The sequence below is a fragment of the Gottfriedia sp. NPDC058432 genome (genome assembly GCF_042721555.1).
Classification (GTDB): domain Bacteria; phylum Bacillota; class Bacilli; order Bacillales; family Bacillaceae_G; genus Gottfriedia.
The window spans coordinates 62,197-84,577 of sequence record NZ_JBHXLC010000011.1 but is presented as its reverse complement, the minus strand read 5'-3'; the positions used below and the strand labels follow the sequence as shown (position 1 = coordinate 84,577).

Genomic DNA, 22,381 nt, shown 5'->3' with positions numbered 1-22,381 from the left:
ACAAATGAAAGTAGTTATATTACCGGATTCCTTTAAAGAAAGCTTGGATGCAACGAATGTAGCTAATGCCATTCATAAAGGCTTTCATACCGTATTCCCGAATGCAGAGTATCATTTATTACCATTGGCTGACGGAGGGGAGGGCACTGTTCAAGCTTTAATCGCTTCAAATGGTGGAGAAGTAGAGACCATTAATGTAACAGGCCCACTTAATGAAACTGTTCAAGCTAAAATTGCATTTTCTAAGGATAATAAAACGGCATTTATCGAAATGGCTGAAGCTTGTGGTTTGCATCTTGTACCACTTGAAAAACGTGATCCATTACAAACTACTTCTTTTGGTGTTGGCGAATTAATTCTTTATGCTATTGAGCGTGGAGCTTCTGAGCTTATTGTTGGTGTTGGAGGTAGCTCAACAAATGATGGTGGGATTGGGATGGCTCAAGCGTTAGGCTACCAATTCTTCGATCAAAATGGTGGGGAAATTGAATGTATTGGTGAGGCATTGCTAAAAGTAGCTTCAATGTCTGATGAAAACAGGCAACCACTACTAGATAATGTGAAAATCACGATTGCGGCAGATGTTGTTAATCCATTGATTGGTAGAAATGGAGCAACCTATATATTTGGACCACAGAAAGGACTTTCTGAGGAACAATTAGCTACAATGGATGAAGCAATGGGAAATTTCTATCAGATTGCCGAGGATTATCTAAATAAATCTGTCTCAGAGTTCCCCGGTAGTGGAGCTGGTGGGGGCATGGGTGCAGGCCTAATGCTATTCGCAAATGCTTCAATCAAAAAAGGGATCGAACTGGTTCTTGAACAATTAAATGTTAAAGAAATATGTAAGGATGCTGACATCGTAATTGTAGGAGAAGGCAGAATGGATGGACAAACAATTTTTGGTAAGGCACCTGTTGGGGCGGCTGCTTGTGCCCCATCTAATGCGAAAGTAATTGCCATTTGTGGAAGTATAGGTGATGGAATAGAGGAAATGTATAAACACGGAATCGATGCCATTTTTCCTACAATTCCTGCAATCTTACCGATTGAAGATGTTATGAAGAACGCATTTGAAAATATTGAAAGAACTGCGAGAAATATAGCTGTATTATTAAAATAATTGAAAATAAAAAAGCAGAAAAACATTGTATAAGTTTTTCTGCTTTTTTATTGGATTTGCCCTTCTATTAAAAATGGCGAGACGCTGTTCTTCTAATGCTTGAACGGCTTTATTCAACCAAAGTTAATTTAAATTCTAGATAAAATTTCTCCGCTAATTGCTCCTAAAAGTACAATGATCCAAGGTGGTAATTTCCAAAACACTAACAAACTAAATAAGATCGCTACGATTACAAAATCAAAAATCGAAAATACAGAGCTTATCCATATTGGATTACAAAAGGCTGAAATTAAAATCCCAACTACTGCTGCGTTTACGCCAAATAAAGCTCTTCTTAATTTCGAACTACGACGCATACTAGACCAAAATGGGAGAGTACCTAAAATAAGTAGGAAAGCAGGTAAAAAGATGGCAATCGTTGCAATTAAACCCCCTCGCCAGCCCAACATAACAGTTCCTAAATAGGCTGCAAACGTAAATAATGGTCCAGGTACAGCCTGCGTGACACCATATCCAGCCAAAAATGTTTCTTTGCTTAGCCATCCAGTAGGAACGAACTCACGTTCAAGGAGAGGGAGAACAACATGGCCTCCACCAAATACCATTGATCCTGCTCTATAGAAACTATCAAATATAGCGATCCATTTTGATGGTGTTAAGGAATTAATTAAAGGCAATATTGCCAATAAAATAAAAAATATAACTAAACAAAACACAGAAAACTTTTTTGAGATATTCGTAGTGAGTGTAGTTTTATCACTGTTATCATTATCTTGATATAGAAAATAACCTACAATTGAAGAAATTAAAATGACAACAATTTGAGAGAATGCTGTTTGCCATACTAATGTAACAATCAATGCAAATAAAGCGAGTAGTTTCCTTTTTAAATCAGGTGTTAAGTTCTTTACCATACCTAAAATAGCCTGTGCAACAATCGGTACCGCAACTAGTTTTAGTCCATGAATCCATCCCGAATTTTTTATATCCAAGTCTTGTAGTAATAATGCAAATAAGATAAGTGCAATGACTGATGGTAATGTAAATCCAATAAACGAGACAATGCCACCTAAGACCCCTGCACGTATTAAACCAATACCAATACCAACTTGGCTACTTGCTGGTCCAGGTAAAAATTGTGACAAAGCGACTAAGTCAGCATAGTTTGGATCGTCAATCCACTTTTTTCTTCTTACATATTCTTCACGAAAATAACCTAAATGAGCAATCGGTCCACCAAAAGAAGTTAAACCTAGTTTAGTAGAAACAATAAGTATTTCTAACAAAAGATATAACTTACTATTTTTATCATAAGGATTCATATTTCCCTCCAACAACTGATACATAAAAATAGTATAGTTTGAATCAAAATCTAAACCAATCTCTTTTGATGGGAATTTACAAAAGATTAACAATCAAAGTTATTCTAGAAACTCTTTTTGAAAACAACGTTACTGTTCTTGTAATAATATCTGCTAAACTACATATAAACTGTTAAAGTCTAGGAGGAAAATAGATGGAAAGAATTGATATTCAGGAATATATAGAAAATGATCCAATCTTAAAAAAACTGATTGAATTAGAGGAATATCTTTGGTTGAATCCAAATTTTGAGATGTTTCAAAAAGCAATTAAAAAGTCACCACTTACTCAAGAGGATGTAAACGATGCAGATGAACGATTAAAAAGGTTTGCTCCATATATTTCAAAAGTTTTTCCAGAAACAAAAGATACAAATGGCATTATTGAGTCTCCTTTAGTAAAAATTCCTTCTATGAAACAATCGTTAGAGAAAAACTTTCAACAAACTATATTAGGAGAATTATTTTTAAAATGTGATAGCCATTTACCAATATCAGGGTCAATAAAAGCAAGAGGTGGCATTTATGAAATATTAAAGCATGCCGAAAGCCTAGCTTTAGAGCATCAATTATTAACGATTGATGATGATTACTCAAAAATAGATAGTGATATTTTTAGAGAGTTTTTCTCAAACTTCTCAATTGCAGTAGGGTCTACAGGCAATTTAGGTATGAGTATTGGAATAATAAGTGCAAAGTTAGGTTTTAAAGTAACGGTACATATGTCAGCGGATGCAAAGCAATGGAAAAAAGATTTACTTAGAAGTAAAAACGTAAATGTCATTGAGTACGAGGCGGATTATAGTAAAGCAGTAGAAGAAGGTCGAATACAAGCAGAAGCAGATCCTAATTGTTATTTTGTAGACGATGAAAATTCAAATGATTTATTTTTAGGATATGCAGTAGCAGCTTCACGTTTAAAAAAGCAATTTGAAGAATTAGACATTACAATTGATGAAAATCATCCACTATTTGTTTATTTACCTTGCGGAGTTGGAGGAGGTCCTGGTGGTGTTGCATTTGGTTTGAAACTATTATTCAAAGATAATGTTCATTGCTTCTTTGCCGAGCCAACTCATTCTCCATGTATGTTGATTGGATTAATGACTGGACTTCATGATCAAGTTTCTGTACAAGATTTCGGTATTGATAATAAAACAGATGCAGATGGCCTAGCTGTAGGGAGACCATCTGGCTTTGTGGGAAAAATCATTGAGCCTTTTTTAAGTGGTAGCTATACAATTAGTGATGAAAAACTATATACAATGTTAAAAGAGTTAGCTGATACTGAGGATCTTTATTTAGAACCGTCAGCACTAGCTGGTATGATCGGTCCAACTAAATTATTTAATGAGGGCCATAATTATTTACTAAAAAATAATTTGTTGAAAAAAATGAAGAATAGTACCCATGTTATTTGGGGGACAGGTGGTAGTATGGTCCCGGAAAAAATGATGAAAGAGTACTATCAAAAAGGGTCTCTTTTTAAATAAAATAGATAGTGTAAAATTTTACTAATATTTTAAAAGTGAAAAAATTCTTTTAATGCAGAATAATTTGACATATATTTGTATATGTAAATAAGTTTTCTATTTAGATTTTGACGCAAGATATTTTCTTTTTAATTGGTTCTGTTTAAAAATTAATTAATTACTTTAATAAAGCCATTCCGTCATGAGCGGACTGGCTTCAGTGCATTTTATATAATACCCTATTGGGTATTGGAATACTCGGTTTTATCATAATTACTAAACAGAGCCTTCCGATTAAAAAGCACAAAACATTTTCTTATTAGGAGCGATAAAATTGAATTTAGAAAAGTATTTTTCACAATTTAGAAAAGAGATTATTGGAAATGAAAAAACATTCTTATCGCCATTTGGTGAAAAGAAAATTATTTATTTAGATTGGGCTGCGAGCGGTAGGTTATATGGACCTGTTGAAGAAAAATTAGTTTCAACTTTTGGGCCATATGTTGCAAATACGCATACGGAATCAAATATAACTGGAAGCACGATGACGAATTGTTATCATGAAGCATTACAGATCATAAAGGAACATGTGAATGCAAGCGCTTCCGACACAATCATAACAGATGGATCAGGAATGACTGGCGTTATGAATAAGTTTCAACGTATTTTAGGGCTGAAAATACATGAAAATTTCCATTTCCGCTTAAGTATACCTGAGGAAGAAAGACCAGTTGTTTTTATAACAAGCATGGAGCATCATAGCAATCATACTTCGTGGTTAGAAACGATTTGTGATGTGGAAGTTGTACCTAATTGTGCGAACAACGTAGTTGATTTAGATTCTTTAAGAGAACGACTTGAGTTTTATAAAAATAAACGAAGAGTAATCGGATCATTCAGTGCTTGTTCTAATGTATCTGGATTAATTACACCTTATCATAAACTAGCTAGACTAATGCATGAATATAATGGCGTTTGTTTTGTGGATTTCTCTGCATCTGCACCATATGTTGACATTGACATGCATCCTAATGATCCAATGGAAAAGCTGGATGCAATTCTGTTTTCTCCACACAAGTTTTTAGGAGGACCTGGTAGCAGTGGTGTTTTAATATTTGACTCTTCACTGTATCAAAATAAAATTCCAGATCATCCAGGCGGAGGAACTGTTGAATGGACAAATCCATGGGGTGAGAAAAAATACATTAACAATATTCGTGAAAGAGAAGATGGAGGTACTCCAGGGTTTCTGCAAACAATTAGAACAGCTCTTGCAATTAAGGTGAAAAATGCAATGGGTACAGCGAATATATTAAGTCGTGAAGAAGAATTGGCACATATCGTTTTAGAGGAGCTTAGAACAAGTGAAAATGTAATGTTACTTGAAGATTCAAGCAATCCAAGTTTAGGTTTTTATTCCTTTTATTTGAAAGATATTCATCATAATTTAGTCGTTAGATTATTAAATGATCGTTACGGAATTCAAGTGCGAGGTGGCTGTTCATGTGCAGGTACTTATGGACATATGCTACTAAATATAACAAAGGAAATGTCTAAAGCAATTACAGATGAAATTGATAATGGAAATATTAGTGTTAAGCCTGGTTGGATTCGTATGAGTGTTCATCCAACGACGACGAATGAGGAAGTAGTCGTATTCACTAATGCTTTAAAAGATATAATTCAAAATATTGGCGAATGGTCTAAAGATTATATTTATTTAAAAGAGAAAAATGACTTTATCCATAAAGACGAAGCAGTTATGGAAGTCGGTACTTATTTTGAGATTGAAATGACTGTAAAATCTTAAAATTTCAAAGTAACCCGAAAAAAAGATCACATTATTGTGATCTTTTTTGTTCATATCTACTTTTCACTCACTAAAAGAAGATTAATTTATATAAAATTAATTGATTGACATTATACCCTAAGGGGTATATATTCTAAATAAGAATATTGCACATATATTCTAAAATAAATGCTTAGGCTTTATTTAGTTTTCTGAGTTAGGGGTGATTTAATGAAATATGATGATCCAGTAAAAAATAGAATAAAGCGAATTGAGGGACAGATTCGTGGAATTTTAAAAATGATGGAAGAAGACAAAGACTGTAAAGATGTTATTACACAGTTATCAGCAGTTAAATCAGCTTTGGATCGTACGATTGGAGTAGTAGTAAGTTCAAACTTAGTTGATTGTGTCCGAAATGCGAATGAAAACGGGCAGGATGCCGAAGATTTAGTGAAAGAAGCAGTAAATTTACTTGTAAAAAGTAGATAAAATATAAATTGACACCATTTTTTATTTTTAATATCATATACCCATAGGGGTAATAGTATATATAAATATATTTTTTTGTTTTGTTGCATACCCTAGTGGGTATAAAGAACGATAAGGAGAAAGAATATGACAACTAAGAAAACTAATATTATTTTATTTAGTGGAGATTATGACAAAGCAATGGCTGCCTACATTATTGCAAACGGTGCAGCAGCTTTTGATCATGAAGTAACTATTTTTCATACATTTTGGGGATTAAATGCTTTGCGTAAAGGTGAGCATGTAGCAACAAAAAAAGGTTTTATTGAAAAGATGTTTGGAAAGATGATGCCTAGAGGCGCTGATAAAATGGGTCTTTCTAAAATGAATTTTGCTGGTTTTGGACCAAAAATGATTAAGGATATTATTAAAAAGCATAATGCACTACCTTTACCGCAATTAATTGAAATGGCTCAAGAGCAAGATATAAATTTAGTAGCATGTACAATGACAATGGATCTGTTAGGTCTACAAACTGAAGAGCTATTAGAAAATATTCAGTATGCTGGGGTTGCAGCCTATATTGGTGAAGCAGAAGAAGGTCAGGTTAATTTATTCATTTAAATTTGAAAGGATTTGAATAACATGAAAGAAATTACTGCGATTGAGCTTGAAAATAAATTAAAAACTGGAAAAGAAGTAAATCTTATCGATGTGCGTGAAGTAGATGAAGTTGCAGCAGGGAAAATCCCAGAAGCTATTCATATTCCACTTGGATTAATCGAATTTCGACTACACGAATTAGATAAATCAAAAGAATATATTATGGTTTGTCGTTCAGGAGCTAGAAGTGGTCGTGCGACGGAGTTCCTTCAATCTCATGGGTTTAACGCTAAAAATATGGTAGGCGGAATGCTTTCTTGGTTCGGCAACGTAGAATAATTTTTTGATTAAATATATACCCCAAGCGGTATTTTAAGTATGGAGGTTGTCAGATGGAACTGATTAAATCAAACGTGAAATTGGATGCAAAAGGATTAGCTTGTCCAATGCCGATTGTGAAGACTAGAAAAGCAATGAAGGAATTAGAAAATGGGCAAGTAATCGAGGTTCAAGCGACTGATAAAGGATCAAAAGCAGACATTAAAGCTTGGGCAGAAAGCACGGGAAATCAATACTTAGGAACAATCGAAAATGGAGAAGTATTACTTCATTATTTAAGAAAATCTTCAGATGAAAATACAATTGAAAAAAAGTTTGAAAATGTTGTTACAAACGATGATTTAAACGTGAAGCTACAAAATGAAAATATAATTGTTTTAGATGTAAGAGAAGAAGCAGAATATGTGTTTAATCATATACCAAAGGCGGTATCAATCCCTTTAGGTGAATTAGAGAACCGATTGTCAGAGCTAGATAAAGATAACGAAATTTATATCATTTGCAGAACAGGTAACCGTAGTGATTTTGCTGCTCAATTATTAGTTTCGAGTGGTTTTACAAACGTGTTTAATGTAGTACCTGGAATGACTGAGTGGTCTGGGGAAACAGTGAGCATAAAAGGTTAATCTAATTTTTTTTGAAAAATATTATACTATGGGGGGTATTGAGGATGGCAGTCAAATCAATGTCTGCAAAAGAGATTACAAAAAAAATATTTGATAAAGAAGAACTATTCATTTTAGATGTCCGAAATACTGACGATTTTAATGATTGGAAAATAGAAGGTTCAAATTTTGAACATTTAAATATACCTTATTTTGATTTACTAGATGGGGTTGAAGATATATTAGATAAGATTCCTACAAGTACAGATGTTTTAGTTGTGTGTGCTAAAGAAGGCTCTTCCATCATGATTGCAGAGATGCTTTCAGACGAGGGACTAGACGTAGCTTACCTTCAAGGCGGAATGAAAGAGTGGAGTGAACATCTAGAACCAGTAAAAATTGCAGATTTGAAAAACGGTGGAGAACTGTATCAATTCGTCAGAATCGGTAAGGGATGTTTATCCTATATGGTTATCTCAAGTAATGAGGCTGCTATTATTGATTCCACTCGAATGACGGACATCTACATTGATTTTGCAAATACGAAGAGTGCAAAAATTACAAATGTATTTGATACCCACCTTCATGCAGACCATATTTCTGGGGGAAGAAAAATTGCTGAGATTACGGGAGCAACCTACTGGCTACCACCAAAAGATGCTACAGAGGTTACTTTTGAATATAGTCCATTAGAAGATGGGAATAAGGTAATGATTGGTGAAACAGCAATCAGTATTGAGGCTTTTTATTCACCAGGTCATACAATTGGATCAACTTCATTTGTTATTGATGAAAAGTTCTTACTTTCTGGTGATATTTTATTTATCGATTCAATTGGAAGACCAGATCTTGCTGGTATGGCAGAGGATTGGGTTGGGGACTTACGCGAAACCCTTTATAAAAAGTACAGAAACTTATCGCTTGAATTAACCGTGCTTCCATCACACTTTATGGTGATTAGTGAATTGAACGAAGATGGTAGTGTTTATAAAAATCTCGGCTATTTATTTAATCAGAATCATGGGTTGAACATTGAGAGTGAAAGTGAATTTAGAAAGTTAGTAACTGAGAACTTGCCACCACAACCAAACTCATATCAAGAAATCCGTGAAGTAAATATGGGGAAAATTAGCTTAAATGAAGAAAAACAGAGAGAAATGGAAATCGGTCCAAATCGCTGTGCAGTACGATAATGAAACTTGGAGGGAAATAAAATGGAATCTACAAAATTATTAGATGCAAAGGGCTTAGCATGTCCAATTCCAATTGTAAAAACAAGAAAAGCAATTGCAGAGATTGAAGCAGGCGAAGTACTAGAAATTCATGTTACTGATAAAGGTGCTAAAAATGACCTTGCAGCTTGGGCTAAATCAGGTGGACACGAATTATTAAATTATACAGAAGAAGACAATGTTTTAAAATTTTGGATTAAAAAAGGATAAGTAAATAGATTAAGTGGAAAAGGAGAGTTAAGAGTTACATCTCCTTTTCTATTATAGGGGGACTTAAAATGGAGTGGACCTTAATTTTAGTACTTTTCTTAGTTGGTTTTTTTGGGTCCTTTATTTCAGGAATGGTAGGAATTGGTGGAGCAATTATAAATTATCCAATGCTCTTATTTATTCCTCCATTATTAGGATTTGCTGCTTTTACTCCTCATCAAGTTTCAGGTATAAGTGCTGTCCAAGTAGTATTTGCAACTTTAGGTGGAGTATTAAGCTATCGTAAAAGCGGTTTTTTAAACAAAAAAGTAATATTAAGTATGGGAATAAGTGTCCTAATAGGAAGTTTTCTTGGTGGATTCGGTTCAAATCTACTTTCAGAACATGGGATTAATCTTGTTTACGGAATTTTAGCAATGATTGCGGTCGTATTAATGTTTATTCCTCGAAAAAACGTCGAGATGTCAGCAGATGGTCAAATTTCAATTAATGTATGGCTTGCGGCTGGCCTAGCATTTGTTGTGGGCACTAGTGCAGGGATTGTTGGTGCAGGAGGAGCATTTCTGTTAGTACCAATCATGTTAACAATCTTAAAAATACCAACTCGTGTGACAATCGCTTCTTCACTTGCAATCACATTTATTTCTTCAATTGGCGTAACGATCGGGAAAATCTCTACTGGTCAAGTTGAAGTGTTGCCTACTATTATTGTTGTAATTGCAAGCTTAATCGCCTCACCATTAGGTGCAAAAATAGGCAAAAAAACAAAAACGCAGGTTTTACGAGGGATTCTGGCAGTTTTAATTGGTTTTACTGCTTTGAAAATTTGGTTTACGATTATTAAATCATGGATTAGTTGAATAACGGTTAACTGTAAAAAACAGAAAAACTATTGAGAGTTTTTCTGTTTTTTTATTGGCATGTATCACATTCCTTGCTTCTAACTTTTCGAATTACAGATTAGGAGAAATTAATAGGTTAGTGAGGAAGATCATAATCACCAATGCTTTTTTCATTGTTGTAACTGGAAAGATGATGGAAAAAGGACAAGTAAAAAATTAAATAATGTTCTTTAAGAATTAAAAGTAAGATTATGGTAAAATAATTTGAAGATTTGATAAATTCTATAAGGAATAAAGCTCTTTTAGTATAGCTACTACATTTTTCTAGGAACTACATAATTATATTATCATTAAGTTTTAAAGAGGGAGAAATTCATGCAAGAAGGGGAAATCATAAAATTTTATCGCAAAAGGGCAGGCCTAACTCAGGAGGAGCTTGGAAAAGACATTTGTACATCCACTCATGTTAGTAGAATTGAAAGAGGTGAAACTCAATATTCTAAAGAAATAATTGAGTTATTTTCTGAGCGCTTAAAAATTGACATACAATATGAAATTAACTACTTTAACAACATAGAAAAGAAGTTAAATAGTTGGCATACATCAATCATTAAGCAAAACATGATCGAGGTGGAGAAAGCCAAAAAAGATATTGAAAAAAATTATATCATTAATTTTTCTAAATATGCTCCGCTCTTCCAATTACTTCAAGCAAGATATTATCTCCTGCAGAATGATTTTGAAAAGACAAAAACCATTTTAAAGGATATCCAAAAAAAACATCCAGATCTTCCCCCTTTTGAAAAGAACTTGAAATGGCTTGTATGGGGCATTTTATATGGAAAAACTGATAACTACGAAAAGTCTATTCAAGTATTAAAAAATATCAATAAGAGTGAGTTGGGGAATCTAGAATACTATATCTACTTGTCACTAGCCTACTACCAGGTTAATCCTAAATCAATCATGACATATGTTTACGCAGAAAAAGCATTGAAGTACTTCAAGAAAACGTATAACTACTTAAGAGCAATTGATGCGGAGGCAATCTTACTTCTAATAAAAGGAAACGAAAAGAGCTTTGATTTTCAGGAAGTTTTGGAATCATATCATAACCTTATTGAAGCCTCTGAAAGAGTGAATGCACTTGATCGAAAAATCTTACTGCAAAATAACTTAGCAGATTTATACTTAAAGAGAAAAGATTTTGAAAACGCGCAAATATTATTTAAGGTGACACTTGATAAGGTAGATCGGTCTTCTTATAAATACGTTAAATACTTGTATAACTATTTGGAAAGTAGTTTTTTGGGGAATTTACTACAGAAAAATGATTTGCTTAAAAAAGCTAATGAAGGAAAAGCTATTGCAGAAAAATTGGACTCCAGTTTATTCAAAATATTATTCCGACTTTTAATCTATCTTATAGAGGATAAACTCGATCAGTATTATATTTTTATGGAGAAGACAGCCTTAATCTATTTCCAGTCAGTAAGTAATATGGTTGTTTTTAAAACATATGTCGAAAAATTATATAACAACTACATAGAAACTAAGAATTATGCGAAAGCAATCAATCTATCTAAGTTTATTTTAGAAGAGAATATTTAGGGAAGATAAAAGCACATATTTGATTAGACTGAACCCAATAAAGTAGATCGAGGCAACGTTGGTTTTAAAGGGTGTTATTTTATGCTATGCTTGTGTAACTTATTGCTGTTTCAAATATCTTTCATAAAAATTTGCTAATTTTGTACTAATTTAATTAAAATGGAACTAGTCGTTTTTTTTTTTAGTCTTTACGATAAATTTAAATTGAAATGGAGAATGAATTAGATGACAAATCAGAATGAAACGAATGCTTTACCGCCAAAAACATGTACAATTGAACGCCTTGTTACGCTTCAAGAGGATGTTGAAAAAGTATTGGCAGGACAAAAAACTGCTACTCGCCGAAACGGAAGATATGCAGATGTTGGGGAAGTGATGACCCTTCAAAATAATCAGTATGTTGTTGAAAAAGTTTATTCTCAAGCCCTTGGTGAATTGACAGATGAGGATGCTAAGCAAGAAGGCTATGCGACAGTAGAAGAGTATAAACAATCGATCCTTTCAATCCACCCTGGGATGCCTTGGTTGCCAAAAATGAGGGTATGGGTTCATGAGTTCCGTCTCATCCAAGAATAATTTTCATGCTGTATAGATTTCTTCTTTATATACATATTGCTAGTGTAATCCTATCGATTGGCCCTTTTTTTGTATTGATTCCGATACTCAAAAAGCTGCATACCTCAAAGTCTGCGATACAACAGATTTATTTGGATGTATTCCGGTTTGCTGTCAGATTGGCAAAGCATGCTGGGCATGTATTGGTTGGATCAGGGGTTTTGTTGGTACTAGTGGGTCATTGGTCGTGGAAGACATCTTGGATTGTGATGACGATTCTTCTTTTGGTGAGTTCATTATTTTTCCTAGCTAGAGCCTTTTCACCGACCATTCGGAAATTCAGTGAACCAACCCATGACCAGAAAATGCTAATTCAGAAGCTTCGTCGATCCATCTGGATTTACATCGTTCTATTGATGGTTATGCTATGGTTCATGGTAGTAAAGCCTGCATTATGGTAGGTATGATTCAATTAAGCAGACAGGTTCTCTTTTATCGGAGGCCTTGTCTGCTTTTTTGGTCTTCTTTTAAATGAAATGCTTATACAAACTCAAAAAATAAGTATATTGACCTATTTCAAATGGAATATAGAATAGGTTTTTTTGATTTGAATATAAAGGACCTAAGACCTTATTCATAAAAAAAATGCTATTTTAAAACACAATTTATTCTAAAAAACTTAAAAATAATTCTTGACGTATTATAAAAAGAGAGATAACATGAACTCAATAATTTAAAAACTTAATAAATTCTATTACTTATCCAGAGAGGTGGAGGGACTGGCCCTACGATACCTCGGCAACGGGTTTGTTGTTTCGAAACAAATACCGTGCTAATTCCTGCAAATCGTTTAAGCGATTTGAAAGATAAGAAGTAAAGTGGCTTATATATTATAACCCCTCTTCTTATCTGTCTTATTGGATAAGAAGGGGGGTTTTTTGATGAGTTGCCATAGGAGAAAAAGGAGAAAATATAATTATAAAACCTAGTTTTCGAATGTGTTTACTTAGTTATAATGTTTGGAATAACTTGCATTGGAGGAAGAAATTTGATTGAGATTAAAAATGTCTCCAAGGTTTATCCTGGAAGGCCACCAATTAAAGCTTTAAATAATATTAATATGAAAATTGAGAAAGGTGAGATCTATGGAATCATTGGCTTTTCCGGAGCGGGAAAAAGTACATTGATTCGTTGTTTAAATAGACTTGAAGAGCCAACAGAAGGATCAGTTCTGATAGATGGATTGAACTTAATGACATTAAATGATGAAGAGTTACGTAAGACACGTAGAAAAATTGGTGTCGTATTCCAACACTTCAATCTACTTTCAGCCAAAACGGTATTTGATAATATCGCAATGCCGCTATACCTTGAAGGAAAGAAGAAACGGGATGTTCAGGAAAAGGTAATGGAATTAATTGAATTTGTTGGACTGACAGGGAAGCAAGATGTATTTCCGGGGCACTTATCGGGGGGACAAAAGCAAAGAGTTGGAATTGCAAGGGCACTTGTAACAGACCCAGATCTGTTGCTATGTGATGAAGCTACATCTGCATTAGACCCTGAAACAACAAAGAATGTATTAGAGCTTTTAAGGAAGGTAAATAAATCCTATAATCTTACAATTTTTCTTATTACCCATGAAATGAGTGTAATTCGTGATTTATGTGATAAAGTGGCTGTCATTGATGATGGTGAAATTGTCGAGGAAGGTAATGTTTACGACGTTTTTACGAATCCACAAAAAAGTATTACAAAGAATTTTGTTAACACTGTATTACAAAATGAGGTGCCGTCTAAGTTATCGAAAACATTATCAAAGGGGAAATATTATCAATTAGTCTTCCTAGGTGAAAAGGCAGCCAATCCACTATTATCGGAGGTTCTTAAAAAATTCGATATTCATTTAAACATTCTTTATGGATCGATTACAGAGCTACAAGAAAGACCTTATGGGAATTTGCTTGTGGCACTAGAAGGAACAAAAGAGGAAAGCGCAAAAGCTATTAAATTTATTTCGGAAAAGGGGATAGATGTAAGGGAGGTTGAGTTAAATGGAGCTTAATTGGGAATTCTTTTGGCCGCAGTTTTTACAGGCAACTCAAGATACATTTCTAACTGTACTAGGGTCATTTATTTTTGGCACAATCATAGGATTGCCTTTAGGTATTATCCTAGTTGTAACAAGGCCAGGTCATATAATGGAAAACAAACCTTTATTTACGTTGTTAAATACCATTATAAATATTGTTCGATCTGTACCATTTATTATTTTACTAGTTGCCATTATACCGTTTACTAGATTATTGACGGGAACGTCCATTGGCGTAGTTGCAGCAATTGTTCCGCTTTCAATCTTTGTAGGGCCATATTTGGCAAGATTGATTGAGAATTCCATGCTAGAAGTGGATAAGGGAGTGCTGGAAACTGCCTATTCAATGGGAGCAACAAAGTTTCAAATCATCGTGAAGTTTATTTTGCCTGAAGCAATTCCATCGTTGATTCTATCATTTACAACAGCAACGATTGGATTGATTGGATCGACTGCGGCAGCTGGTGCTGTTGGTGCTGGGGGATTAGGTGACTTAGCTATTACATATGGTTATCAGCGCTTTGAAACATTGGTTATTGTCATTACAGTTGTTTTACTAGTAGTTATTGTTCAACTCATACAAAGTTTAGGAAATACGTGGTCAAGATACGTAAGGAGGAAAAGAGGATGAAAAAGTTTTTTACTATTTTTGCAGCATTATTATTAACGGTTTCGGTATTATCAGCATGTGGTTCTAATGTATCATCAGGTAATGGAAAAGAGAGAACAGTTAAGATTGGTATTAACGGTGATGATTATGAACTTTGGAATATTGTACAAAAACAAGTGAAAAATGAAGGGATTAAATTGAAAATTATATCATTTTCAGATTATGTTCAGCCTAACACAGCACTTAATGACGGTAGCCTTGATTTAAATTCTTTTCAAACGATTACTTATATGAACCAATTTAAAGGCGATCATAATTTAGATATTTCAGCGATTGGCTCGACAGTGATTGCGCCAATGGGGATTTACTCACATAAATTTAAAGAGCTAAGTGATATTCCAGATGGAGCAACGATTACGATACCAAATGATGTTACGAACGCTGGCCGTGCACTTAAACTATTACAATCTTCAAAGTTAATTAGTTTAGTAGATAATTTTGACCCTAAAGGAAGTATTGAACAAATTAAAGAAAATCCTAAGCATTTAAAAATCAAACCGATTGCTGCAGGGCAAACAGCTAGATCATTGGATGATGTGGCAGCAGCGATCATCAATAATGGATTCGCCGTTCAAGCGGGCTTAGACCCTGCAAAGGACCCACTTTATAAAGAAGATCCTAATGATAAAGCAGCTATGCCGTATATCAATGTTATTGCATCTCGTACGAAGAATAAAAATGACAAGGACTTTGCAAAGATTGTAAAGGCTTATCAATCAAAAGAAGTTCATGATTACATTATTAAACGTGACAAAGGTGCTACGGTTCCAGTAGTCATTACGATTGATAAAATTAAAAATCTATAAAGCTAGTTCATGCTTATTTAAAAGAATGGAAGGGAGAAAAGTTTAAATGACAGTCAAAATTGAAACACAAAGAGAGCAAATTGTGAAAAGTATTGAGGAATCGAAGGAAGTTTATCTTGAAATTAGCCACAAGATTCATGAGAAGCCTGAAATTGGCAATCAAGAATTTTTTGCATCAGAAACACATACTAAAATTTTAGTAGAAGCTGGTTTCGATGTCACACGTAATATTGCAGGGCATGAAACAGGCTTTGTAGCAAGAAAAACGTCATCTAAGCAAGGCCCAACCATCGCTTTTTTAGCAGAATATGATGCACTACCTGGTCTTGGTCATGCATGCGGACATAATATTATTGGGACAACGAGTGTAGCAGCAGGAATCGCTCTTGCTGAAGTCATTTCTGAGATCGGAGGAGAGGTTGTCATATTTGGAACACCAGCAGAAGAGGGTGGACCAAACGGAAGTGCAAAAGGGAGTTTTGTAAAAAATGGATTACTAGAAGACGTTGATGCAGCTCTTATGCTCCACCCAAGTGGTAAAACTGGTTTGTCGACTCCATCTTTGGCAGTAGATCCTTTAGACTTCCATTTTTATGGAAGAGCAGCACATGCTGCTGGGTCTCCAGAACATGGAATTAATGCTTTAGATGCAGTAATCCAGTTATTCAATGGAATTAACGCCCTTCGTCAGCAGCTTACTAGTGATGTTCGCATACACGGGATTATCACTCATGGAGGCGATGCACCAAATATTATTCCAGAGTATGCTTCAGCAAGATTTTTCATCCGTGCTAGTACTTGGAAAAGAACGGAGGAAGTATCCACTAAGATTCGTAATATTGCCGAAGGAGCAGCAATTGCAACTGGCAGTACTGTGAAAATTGAAAGATTTCAAAATGAAGTCCATGATTTTATTATCAATCAATCTCTTGATGAGATTGTAGGTGAAGAACTAAGCCTATTGGGTGAAGTAGTGAATAGCAAAAGCGGCGGGCTTGGATCTACTGATGCCGGAAACGTAAGCCACGTTGTTCCGACTTCTCACGCATATATTAAAATTGGACCTGATGATTTAATTGCTCATACGAATGAATTCCGTGAAGCTGCGAGGTCGCCACTTGGTGATCATGCTCTAGTTACGGGAGCAAAAGCATTGGCTCTAACGGGCTATCGTTTAATTACCGATAAAAACCTTTTGGAAAAGGTTCAAAATGAATTTCAGCAAACAGAAAAATAGTTAGCATGAACGGTCAGAAAGATGGACGGAATTACCATCTTTTTGACCGTTTTATTTTTGATAGCTCAGTCTAATGACGTTATTTCTTCTATTTATATAGTAGTCTTCTGTTAACTCCTTAGTAAATAATATAGATTTACATTACTCCATTTCAATTTTATCAAAACGTAACCTCAATTTTACTAAATCTTAAATTTTAAAGATTAAACTAAAACTTAGATATGTTTTCTACAAGTTTATCACTCTATAAATCTTTGATAGGGGTAATTTAATATGGTTTCTTTTAATAAAGTAAAAGATTTATCAGATGAAAGTGTTAAATATGCACAACAGCATCTAGCAAACGAAAGGACATATTTAGCATGGCTGCGTACTGCAATCTCAATTACTGGTGTAGGATTTTTAACAACTTCACTACACTTTACAATTAAAATTAGTGATAACCAATTCATTAATACATTAGCAATTTTTCTTGGCATATATGCATGTATTGTTGGTTTTATTACGGGTGTATTAGCTACTATTCAGTACAGTAAAAAGCGGAAAGAAATTCAAAATGGAAAATTTTTTCCTACTCATAATTCAATTATTCTTGTATCAATTCTATTTTCTTTTTTAATATTCATGATTGTGTTGTATTTGTCATTATTATTATTTAAATAGACCCGAATCGTTTCATTTTTTATCGGTAGTTTTTATAGGGATATTTTTATAAAAATCGAATATTACATAAAGTGGACACTAAAATGAATGGAGTGATTGATATTTTTTATCCTGAATCTCGGTTTGAATCGATTAATGGAATGGAACTTCATTTTACAGAATGGGGAGACAGAAAAAATCCAACAGTTGTTTGTTGGCATGGCTTAACTAGAAATGGCAGGGATTTTGATATTTTAGCTCATCATTTAGCTAAGGATTACCATGTAATTTGCCCAGATACGATTGGACGAGGATTAAGTCAGTGGAGTACTTCTCCGGAGCAAGATTACTGTTTTGAAAACTATGTAAATATAGCGGTTGGTTTATTAGATCGTTTAGAAATTGAACAAGTTCGTTGGGTAGGGACTTCGATGGGTGGAGCAATTGGAATGCGACTTGCTGGTACGCCGGAGCATCTAAATCGCATTTCTCATTTAGTATTAAATGATATTGGAGCAGGTGCTTCAGAAAACCAACCACAAGATATTGAAGGAATTAAGAGAATTATTAGCTATGTTGGTTCACCACCGCAATTTAAAACATTTACTGAATTGAAAAATTACTATAAATTAATTTATCATTCTTTTGGTGTTTCAAATGAAGAAGAATGGAATGACTTTACGCAAAATTCTTGCCGTAGAAGAGATGAGGGTGGAATAGGCCCAGATTATGATCCTAAAATTGCATTACAATTTCAGCATACTGAGGATTTAACTTTGTGGAATTACTGGGAAGCTATTCAGTCTAAGATTTTACTTATTCGAGGAGAAGTTTCGGACGTCTTGCCACTTGATGTAGCATCAAAAATGAAGGAAACGCAAAAGTTCCAAATGGAAACAATACCTAAAGTTGGTCATGCACCTGCTTTAAATACAAATGATCAAATTTCAATCATTGATAAATTTTTAAAATAAGTTTAGGTTTTATGCGATAGATTTGAAATTGTGGTTGTTCCATATGTCGGGTTATCTGACTAAGGAGCGGCCTTTTTATGTAGATTTAGCTGTGGGGATTATAGGTGCATTTTTTATTTGTAGTTGATATGATTGCCCCTTTTTTATAAATATTAAGTAGATTTTATTAATTTTTTATTCAATATGATATGAATTAGAGTGGTTTTCCATGTGGGAATAGCCAATATTGTACGATTTTCATGTCATAATACCTTAACTGGTATGGGTAATTTTTCGTCTTAATTGCGGTTATTAGGAATTTAATTGCAGATTCGCTATTTTTATTTGCGATTTTCAAAATTTAATTGCAGATTTGCTAATTTTAATTGCGGTTTTCGAAATTTAATTGCAGTTCATTGTTTTTTGCAGATCTAAGAATTCCCCACACTCATCTTTAATCAATACGATTGACTATGACGCTACGTAACCGTATAAACTGTGAAAAGAAAGGAGGAGAGATAATGGATAGTAAGTTTTATTATATAACCGAATTTGCCAGAAAAACTTCTATTTCTGTTAGAACACTACGATACTACGACAAAATTGGTTTATTAATACCAACAAATACCGATGAATCGGGATTTAAGTTATATACAGATTTTGATTTAGTTCATCTTCAATCAATACTTACCTTCAAATTTTTAGGTTTTTCTTTAAAAGATATTCAATCGATTTTAACGGAAAGTAGTTTAGATTTATCAAAGAAGTTAAAAGAACAAAAAGCAATGTTGAAAGCTAAAAAAGATCAAATTGATCAGATTGTTAATGTGATTGAGCAGGTAGAAACATCGATAAAATCTGATTCAATTGATTATGAAAGTGTTACAGAGTTGATTCAAATAGCACATTTTAATTTGAAGCCTGATTGGGTAAATAAATATTTATCAACTGAAGACCGAAAAGTGATGAGGAACATCGCCAAGCAGTCATATACTAAAGCTACTTTACAAAAATTAGCGAAGCGAGGATGGACTGAAGGAAACCATGTTCGTCATTTAAATGATTATCAATATTTTAGAAGCAAATTAACAGAGCTAGTTCAAGAAGGATATACAATTGAAAGTGTTGAAGCGCAAGGACTTGTTAAGTTTTTGATGGAAATGAATAGTCGTTATAGTCAAAATGATCCAGAAATTAAAGAGGGCATGAAAAAATCTTGGGAAAGATTTAAATCGTTACCCGAAGATCAAAAGCCAAAAACATATACAATTCCAGAATTTGAATTAGATTTTATTAGACAAGCTAGTATATATTATCATCAAAATCTAGATGGTCATAAATCATAAAAAACAGAAAAAACATTTGGGTTTTTTCTGTTTTTTACGTTTTAAGATTAAAGTGCATCAAATACCCAGATAGATTCTCTATAAGCAAAGCTTCTTTAAAAGTGAAAGTAAAAAAAGATTGAACAATTGTTCAATCTTTTTTGTTTCAATTTATTATTTAAAGAATGTTGCCCAAAGTAAATATACATTTAATACTGCAATAACTGAAGCAATCGACCAAGCCACTGATTTAAGCCAAGTTTTATTAGCAAATTTACCCATTTTCTTAGCGTCACTAGTGAACATAACTAGTGGTATAACCGCGAAAGATAACTGTAAAGATAAGATTACCTGACTTAGTATTAATAAATCCGCAGTTCCCTTTGCCCCGTAAAAATAAGTGACGATAAGAGCTGGTGTAACGGCAATTAAACGAGTTATTAATCTTCTTATCCAAGGTTTTAGCTTAATATTTAAAAAGCCTTCCATTACAATTTGCCCAGCTAGAGTACCTGTTAAAGTAGAATTTTGACCTGAAGCCAATAATGCCAATCCGAAAAATGTACTTGCTAAAGTCGTTCCTAGTAATGGAGTAAGAAGCTGGAATGCATCTTCAATTGATGCAACATTTGTATGACCCGATTTGTAGAAAGTTGAAGCAGCTAATATTAAGATCGCTGCGTTTACAAACAATGCAATCATTAATGCAACTGTCGAATCGATTGTAGCAAATTTAATTGCTTCTTTTTTACCAGCATCAGATACATCAAACTTTCTAGTTTGAACGATTGAAGAGTGAAGATATAAATTATGAGGCATAACAGTTGCCCCTAAAATTCCTAAAGAAATATAAAGCATTTTTGGATCTGTAATAACTTGAGAACTTGGAATAAATCCACCAAATACAGCTTTTACATCAGGTTGAGACATAATCAATTCAAAAACAAAACTACCAGTAATTAATATGATTAATGAAATAACAAAAGCCTCGATATACCTAAATCCTTTATTTTGTAAAAGTAAAACAATGAATATATCTAAAGTTGTCAAACAAATTCCATAAAACAACGGAATACCAAATAATAGATTTAAAGCGATGGCTGACCCTATTAATTCAGCTAAGTCACATGCAGCAATTGCGGCTTCACAAAGCACCCAAAGCATAAATGATACAGGTTTACTGAAGTGGTCTCGACATGCCTGAGCTAAATCTCTACCGGTAACGATACCTAATTTAGCAGCTAATGATTGTAGAATGATGGCCATAAGATTAGAAATTAAAATAACAGATAATAAATTGTAATTAAATGCAGATCCACCTGCTATTGAAGTTGCCCAGTTTCCAGGGTCCATATATCCAACTGCAACTAAATATCCTGGGCCAGCAAATGCTAGAAACTTACGAAAATTACTAGCTTTCTTTGGAACAGATAATGAACGATGAACCTCTTGCAAACTAGGTTGTGTATGTTCCTGTCTCCATCCGGCTTCTTTATATATGACTTTTTCTTGTGATTCTTGTGACATGTTTCCCACCACCTGTTTTATTGTACACATCAAATAGTTTTTCCCTAGGGAAAGTTTTTTAAATTATATGCTGATTTTAACACAATAGTTCCCAATTGTAATAAAAAATTTTTGATAACTTCGTAAATTTTTAGTAAACAGATAATATACGTAGAATATTTTCCTTTTCTTTGTTTCTGCTTTTTTACTATTTCTTATGCAATTCATTCAGATTATTCTTTTTTTTAAGCATGCTGAAGTTTATTTTCAAGTTAATTATTTTTAAGTGTGATATACTAATCAAAAAATTCAGTTATATTCGTTGGTGATAATAAAAAAATTAATATATTTGGGAGAGAAATCCATGAAGTTTGTATTAGTATTCGGGCCTCAGGCTGTGGGGAAAATGACTGTAGGACATGAATTAGAAAAAATAACAGATTTGAAATTGTTTCATAATCACATGACAATCGACTTAGTTAGTAAGTTCTTTGATTATGGAACAAAAGAGGGAAGTAGATTAGTTAATTTATTTCGAAATGAAATATTTGAAGAGGTGTCAAAAAGTAACTTATATGGAATTATTTTTACATATGTGTGGGCTCTGGATCAAAAGTCTGATTGGGATTATGTCGAGAAAGTTTGTACTATATTTGAGTCAAAAGGGGCAACAACCTATTTTGTTGAACTAGAAGCAGAACTAGATGAGAGACTTGTACGAAATAAAACTCCTCACAGATTAGAGCATAAACCAACAAAAAGAGATATTGAATGGTCTGAAGACAATTTAATAAAGACAATGGATAAATACAGATTAAATTCAATAGAAGGGGAAATTCAGAAAGAAAATTATCTAAAGATAACTAACACAAATATGAGTGCAGAAGAAGTAGCTAAATTAATTAAAGAAAGATTTAGTTTGTAAGTAGAAAGT

The 22,381-nt window shown here is 33.6% G+C and carries 23 protein-coding genes and 1 riboswitch; of the genes, 21 read left to right on the top strand and 2 right to left on the bottom strand.

Annotation, left to right across the window (positions count from 1 at the left end; genetic code table 11):
- Positions 1–4 precede the first annotated feature (4 nt).
- Positions 5–1,126, top strand: a complete 1,122-nt coding sequence (locus tag ACFWM3_RS13145) for a glycerate kinase (protein WP_390311612.1) — start codon at positions 5–7, stop codon at positions 1,124–1,126.
- A gap of 128 nt (positions 1,127–1,254) precedes the next feature.
- On the opposite strand, the gene ACFWM3_RS13140 is transcribed toward ACFWM3_RS13145, so the two are convergent.
- Positions 1,255–2,448: a chromate transporter gene (locus ACFWM3_RS13140; RefSeq protein WP_390311611.1), complete on the bottom strand. Its 1,194-nt coding sequence runs from the start codon at positions 2,446–2,448 to the stop codon at positions 1,255–1,257.
- Between the two features lie 194 nt (positions 2,449–2,642).
- Between ACFWM3_RS13140 and ACFWM3_RS13135 the strand changes: the two genes are divergently transcribed.
- From ACFWM3_RS13135 to ACFWM3_RS13045, 19 genes are all read left to right on the top strand, one after another.
- Positions 2,643–3,980: a D-serine ammonia-lyase gene (locus ACFWM3_RS13135; RefSeq protein WP_390311610.1), complete on the top strand. Its 1,338-nt coding sequence runs from the start codon at positions 2,643–2,645 to the stop codon at positions 3,978–3,980.
- A gap of 313 nt (positions 3,981–4,293) precedes the next feature.
- Positions 4,294–5,769 carry an aminotransferase class V-fold PLP-dependent enzyme gene (locus ACFWM3_RS13130; RefSeq protein ID WP_056467681.1) on the top strand — a complete coding sequence of 492 codons (1,476 nt, stop codon included), beginning with the start codon at positions 4,294–4,296 and terminating at the stop codon, positions 5,767–5,769.
- 210 nt (positions 5,770–5,979) lie between these two features.
- On the top strand, positions 5,980–6,240 hold the full coding sequence (locus tag ACFWM3_RS13125; RefSeq protein ID WP_056467679.1) for a metal-sensitive transcriptional regulator: 261 nt from the start codon (positions 5,980–5,982) through the stop codon (positions 6,238–6,240).
- Between the two features lie 126 nt (positions 6,241–6,366).
- Complete coding sequence (locus tag ACFWM3_RS13120) at positions 6,367–6,843, top strand: DsrE/DsrF/DrsH-like family protein (RefSeq protein WP_056467677.1); 477 nt, start codon at positions 6,367–6,369, stop codon at positions 6,841–6,843.
- 21 nt (positions 6,844–6,864) lie between these two features.
- On the top strand, positions 6,865–7,161 hold the full coding sequence (locus ACFWM3_RS13115) for a rhodanese-like domain-containing protein (protein WP_390311609.1): 297 nt from the start codon (positions 6,865–6,867) through the stop codon (positions 7,159–7,161).
- Between the two features lie 53 nt (positions 7,162–7,214).
- Positions 7,215–7,787, top strand: a complete 573-nt coding sequence (locus tag ACFWM3_RS13110) for a sulfurtransferase TusA family protein (protein WP_390311608.1) — start codon at positions 7,215–7,217, stop codon at positions 7,785–7,787.
- Between the two features lie 44 nt (positions 7,788–7,831).
- The gene (locus ACFWM3_RS13105) at positions 7,832–8,959 is read left to right on the top strand and encodes an MBL fold metallo-hydrolase (protein ID WP_390311607.1); all 1,128 of its coding nucleotides are present in this window, start codon (positions 7,832–7,834) and stop codon (positions 8,957–8,959) included.
- Positions 8,960–8,980: 21 nt separating this feature from the next.
- Positions 8,981–9,208, top strand: coding sequence for a sulfurtransferase TusA family protein (locus ACFWM3_RS13100; RefSeq protein WP_056467666.1), 228 nt, complete (start codon positions 8,981–8,983; stop codon positions 9,206–9,208).
- A 68-nt stretch (positions 9,209–9,276) separates the two neighbouring features.
- On the top strand, positions 9,277–10,068 hold the full coding sequence (locus tag ACFWM3_RS13095) for a sulfite exporter TauE/SafE family protein (RefSeq protein WP_056467663.1): 792 nt from the start codon (positions 9,277–9,279) through the stop codon (positions 10,066–10,068).
- A 357-nt stretch (positions 10,069–10,425) separates the two neighbouring features.
- Entirely contained in the window at positions 10,426–11,661 is a 1,236-nt protein-coding gene (locus ACFWM3_RS13090; protein WP_390311606.1) for a helix-turn-helix domain-containing protein, read from the top strand.
- Between the two features lie 225 nt (positions 11,662–11,886).
- Positions 11,887–12,237 (top strand): ASCH domain-containing protein, encoded by a 351-nt coding sequence (locus ACFWM3_RS13085; protein WP_390311605.1) that lies wholly within the window; start codon positions 11,887–11,889, stop codon positions 12,235–12,237.
- A 5-nt stretch (positions 12,238–12,242) separates the two neighbouring features.
- Positions 12,243–12,677 (top strand): hypothetical protein, encoded by a 435-nt coding sequence (locus tag ACFWM3_RS13080; protein ID WP_390311604.1) that lies wholly within the window; start codon positions 12,243–12,245, stop codon positions 12,675–12,677.
- 294 nt (positions 12,678–12,971) lie between these two features.
- Positions 12,972–13,089: riboswitch (SAM riboswitch) on the top strand.
- Positions 13,090–13,264: 175 nt separating this feature from the next.
- Positions 13,265–14,281, top strand: a complete 1,017-nt coding sequence (locus tag ACFWM3_RS13075) for a methionine ABC transporter ATP-binding protein (protein ID WP_390311603.1) — start codon at positions 13,265–13,267, stop codon at positions 14,279–14,281.
- On the top strand, positions 14,271–14,939 hold the full coding sequence (locus tag ACFWM3_RS13070) for a methionine ABC transporter permease (RefSeq protein ID WP_056467650.1): 669 nt from the start codon (positions 14,271–14,273) through the stop codon (positions 14,937–14,939). Before ACFWM3_RS13075 ends, ACFWM3_RS13070 begins: the two co-directional genes overlap by 11 nt.
- Positions 14,936–15,784 carry a MetQ/NlpA family ABC transporter substrate-binding protein gene (locus tag ACFWM3_RS13065; RefSeq protein ID WP_390311602.1) on the top strand — a complete coding sequence of 283 codons (849 nt, stop codon included), beginning with the start codon at positions 14,936–14,938 and terminating at the stop codon, positions 15,782–15,784. Before ACFWM3_RS13070 ends, ACFWM3_RS13065 begins: the two co-directional genes overlap by 4 nt.
- 46 nt (positions 15,785–15,830) lie before the next feature.
- Positions 15,831–17,021 carry a M20 family metallopeptidase gene (locus ACFWM3_RS13060; protein WP_390311601.1) on the top strand — a complete coding sequence of 397 codons (1,191 nt, stop codon included), beginning with the start codon at positions 15,831–15,833 and terminating at the stop codon, positions 17,019–17,021.
- A 273-nt stretch (positions 17,022–17,294) separates the two neighbouring features.
- Complete coding sequence (locus ACFWM3_RS13055) at positions 17,295–17,684, top strand: YidH family protein (RefSeq protein WP_390311600.1); 390 nt, start codon at positions 17,295–17,297, stop codon at positions 17,682–17,684.
- Between the two features lie 83 nt (positions 17,685–17,767).
- Positions 17,768–18,637, top strand: a complete 870-nt coding sequence (locus tag ACFWM3_RS13050) for an alpha/beta fold hydrolase (protein ID WP_390311599.1) — start codon at positions 17,768–17,770, stop codon at positions 18,635–18,637.
- Positions 18,638–19,137: 500 nt separating this feature from the next.
- Positions 19,138–19,962 carry a MerR family transcriptional regulator gene (locus ACFWM3_RS13045; protein ID WP_390311598.1) on the top strand — a complete coding sequence of 275 codons (825 nt, stop codon included), beginning with the start codon at positions 19,138–19,140 and terminating at the stop codon, positions 19,960–19,962.
- A 153-nt stretch (positions 19,963–20,115) separates the two neighbouring features.
- Here the strand turns inward: ACFWM3_RS13045 and ACFWM3_RS13040 are convergent, their stop codons facing one another.
- Positions 20,116–21,468 (bottom strand): Nramp family divalent metal transporter, encoded by a 1,353-nt coding sequence (locus tag ACFWM3_RS13040; RefSeq protein ID WP_056467637.1) that lies wholly within the window; start codon positions 21,466–21,468, stop codon positions 20,116–20,118.
- A gap of 343 nt (positions 21,469–21,811) precedes the next feature.
- Here ACFWM3_RS13040 and ACFWM3_RS13035 point away from each other — a divergent pair, with 343 nt between their 5' ends.
- Positions 21,812–22,372: a DEAD/DEAH box helicase family protein gene (locus tag ACFWM3_RS13035; RefSeq protein ID WP_056467635.1), complete on the top strand. Its 561-nt coding sequence runs from the start codon at positions 21,812–21,814 to the stop codon at positions 22,370–22,372.
- The last annotated feature ends 9 nt before the right edge of the window (positions 22,373–22,381 follow it).

Bases quoted from the DNA above. Each gene is read 5' to 3' on its own strand.
- ACFWM3_RS13145 (WP_390311612.1), top strand. From the start codon at position 5: ATGAAAGTAGTTATATTACCGGATTCCTTTAAAGAAAGCTTGGATGCA.
- ACFWM3_RS13140 (WP_390311611.1), bottom strand. From the start codon at position 2,448: ATGAATCCTTATGATAAAAATAGTAAGTTATATCTTTTGTTAGAAATA.
- ACFWM3_RS13135 (WP_390311610.1), top strand. From the start codon at position 2,643: ATGGAAAGAATTGATATTCAGGAATATATAGAAAATGATCCAATCTTA.
- ACFWM3_RS13125 (WP_056467679.1), top strand. From the start codon at position 5,980: ATGAAATATGATGATCCAGTAAAAAATAGAATAAAGCGAATTGAGGGA.
- ACFWM3_RS13120 (WP_056467677.1), top strand. From the start codon at position 6,367: ATGACAACTAAGAAAACTAATATTATTTTATTTAGTGGAGATTATGAC.
- ACFWM3_RS13115 (WP_390311609.1), top strand. From the start codon at position 6,865: ATGAAAGAAATTACTGCGATTGAGCTTGAAAATAAATTAAAAACTGGA.
- ACFWM3_RS13110 (WP_390311608.1), top strand. From the start codon at position 7,215: ATGGAACTGATTAAATCAAACGTGAAATTGGATGCAAAAGGATTAGCT.
- ACFWM3_RS13105 (WP_390311607.1), top strand. From the start codon at position 7,832: ATGGCAGTCAAATCAATGTCTGCAAAAGAGATTACAAAAAAAATATTT.
- ACFWM3_RS13100 (WP_056467666.1), top strand. From the start codon at position 8,981: ATGGAATCTACAAAATTATTAGATGCAAAGGGCTTAGCATGTCCAATT.
- ACFWM3_RS13095 (WP_056467663.1), top strand. From the start codon at position 9,277: ATGGAGTGGACCTTAATTTTAGTACTTTTCTTAGTTGGTTTTTTTGGG.
- ACFWM3_RS13090 (WP_390311606.1), top strand. From the start codon at position 10,426: ATGCAAGAAGGGGAAATCATAAAATTTTATCGCAAAAGGGCAGGCCTA.
- ACFWM3_RS13085 (WP_390311605.1), top strand. From the start codon at position 11,887: ATGACAAATCAGAATGAAACGAATGCTTTACCGCCAAAAACATGTACA.
- ACFWM3_RS13080 (WP_390311604.1), top strand. From the start codon at position 12,243: ATGCTGTATAGATTTCTTCTTTATATACATATTGCTAGTGTAATCCTA.
- ACFWM3_RS13070 (WP_056467650.1), top strand. From the start codon at position 14,271: ATGGAGCTTAATTGGGAATTCTTTTGGCCGCAGTTTTTACAGGCAACT.
- ACFWM3_RS13065 (WP_390311602.1), top strand. From the start codon at position 14,936: ATGAAAAAGTTTTTTACTATTTTTGCAGCATTATTATTAACGGTTTCG.
- ACFWM3_RS13060 (WP_390311601.1), top strand. From the start codon at position 15,831: ATGACAGTCAAAATTGAAACACAAAGAGAGCAAATTGTGAAAAGTATT.
- ACFWM3_RS13055 (WP_390311600.1), top strand. From the start codon at position 17,295: ATGGTTTCTTTTAATAAAGTAAAAGATTTATCAGATGAAAGTGTTAAA.
- ACFWM3_RS13050 (WP_390311599.1), top strand. From the start codon at position 17,768: ATGAATGGAGTGATTGATATTTTTTATCCTGAATCTCGGTTTGAATCG.
- ACFWM3_RS13045 (WP_390311598.1), top strand. From the start codon at position 19,138: ATGGATAGTAAGTTTTATTATATAACCGAATTTGCCAGAAAAACTTCT.
- ACFWM3_RS13040 (WP_056467637.1), bottom strand. From the start codon at position 21,468: ATGTCACAAGAATCACAAGAAAAAGTCATATATAAAGAAGCCGGATGG.
- ACFWM3_RS13035 (WP_056467635.1), top strand. From the start codon at position 21,812: ATGAAGTTTGTATTAGTATTCGGGCCTCAGGCTGTGGGGAAAATGACT.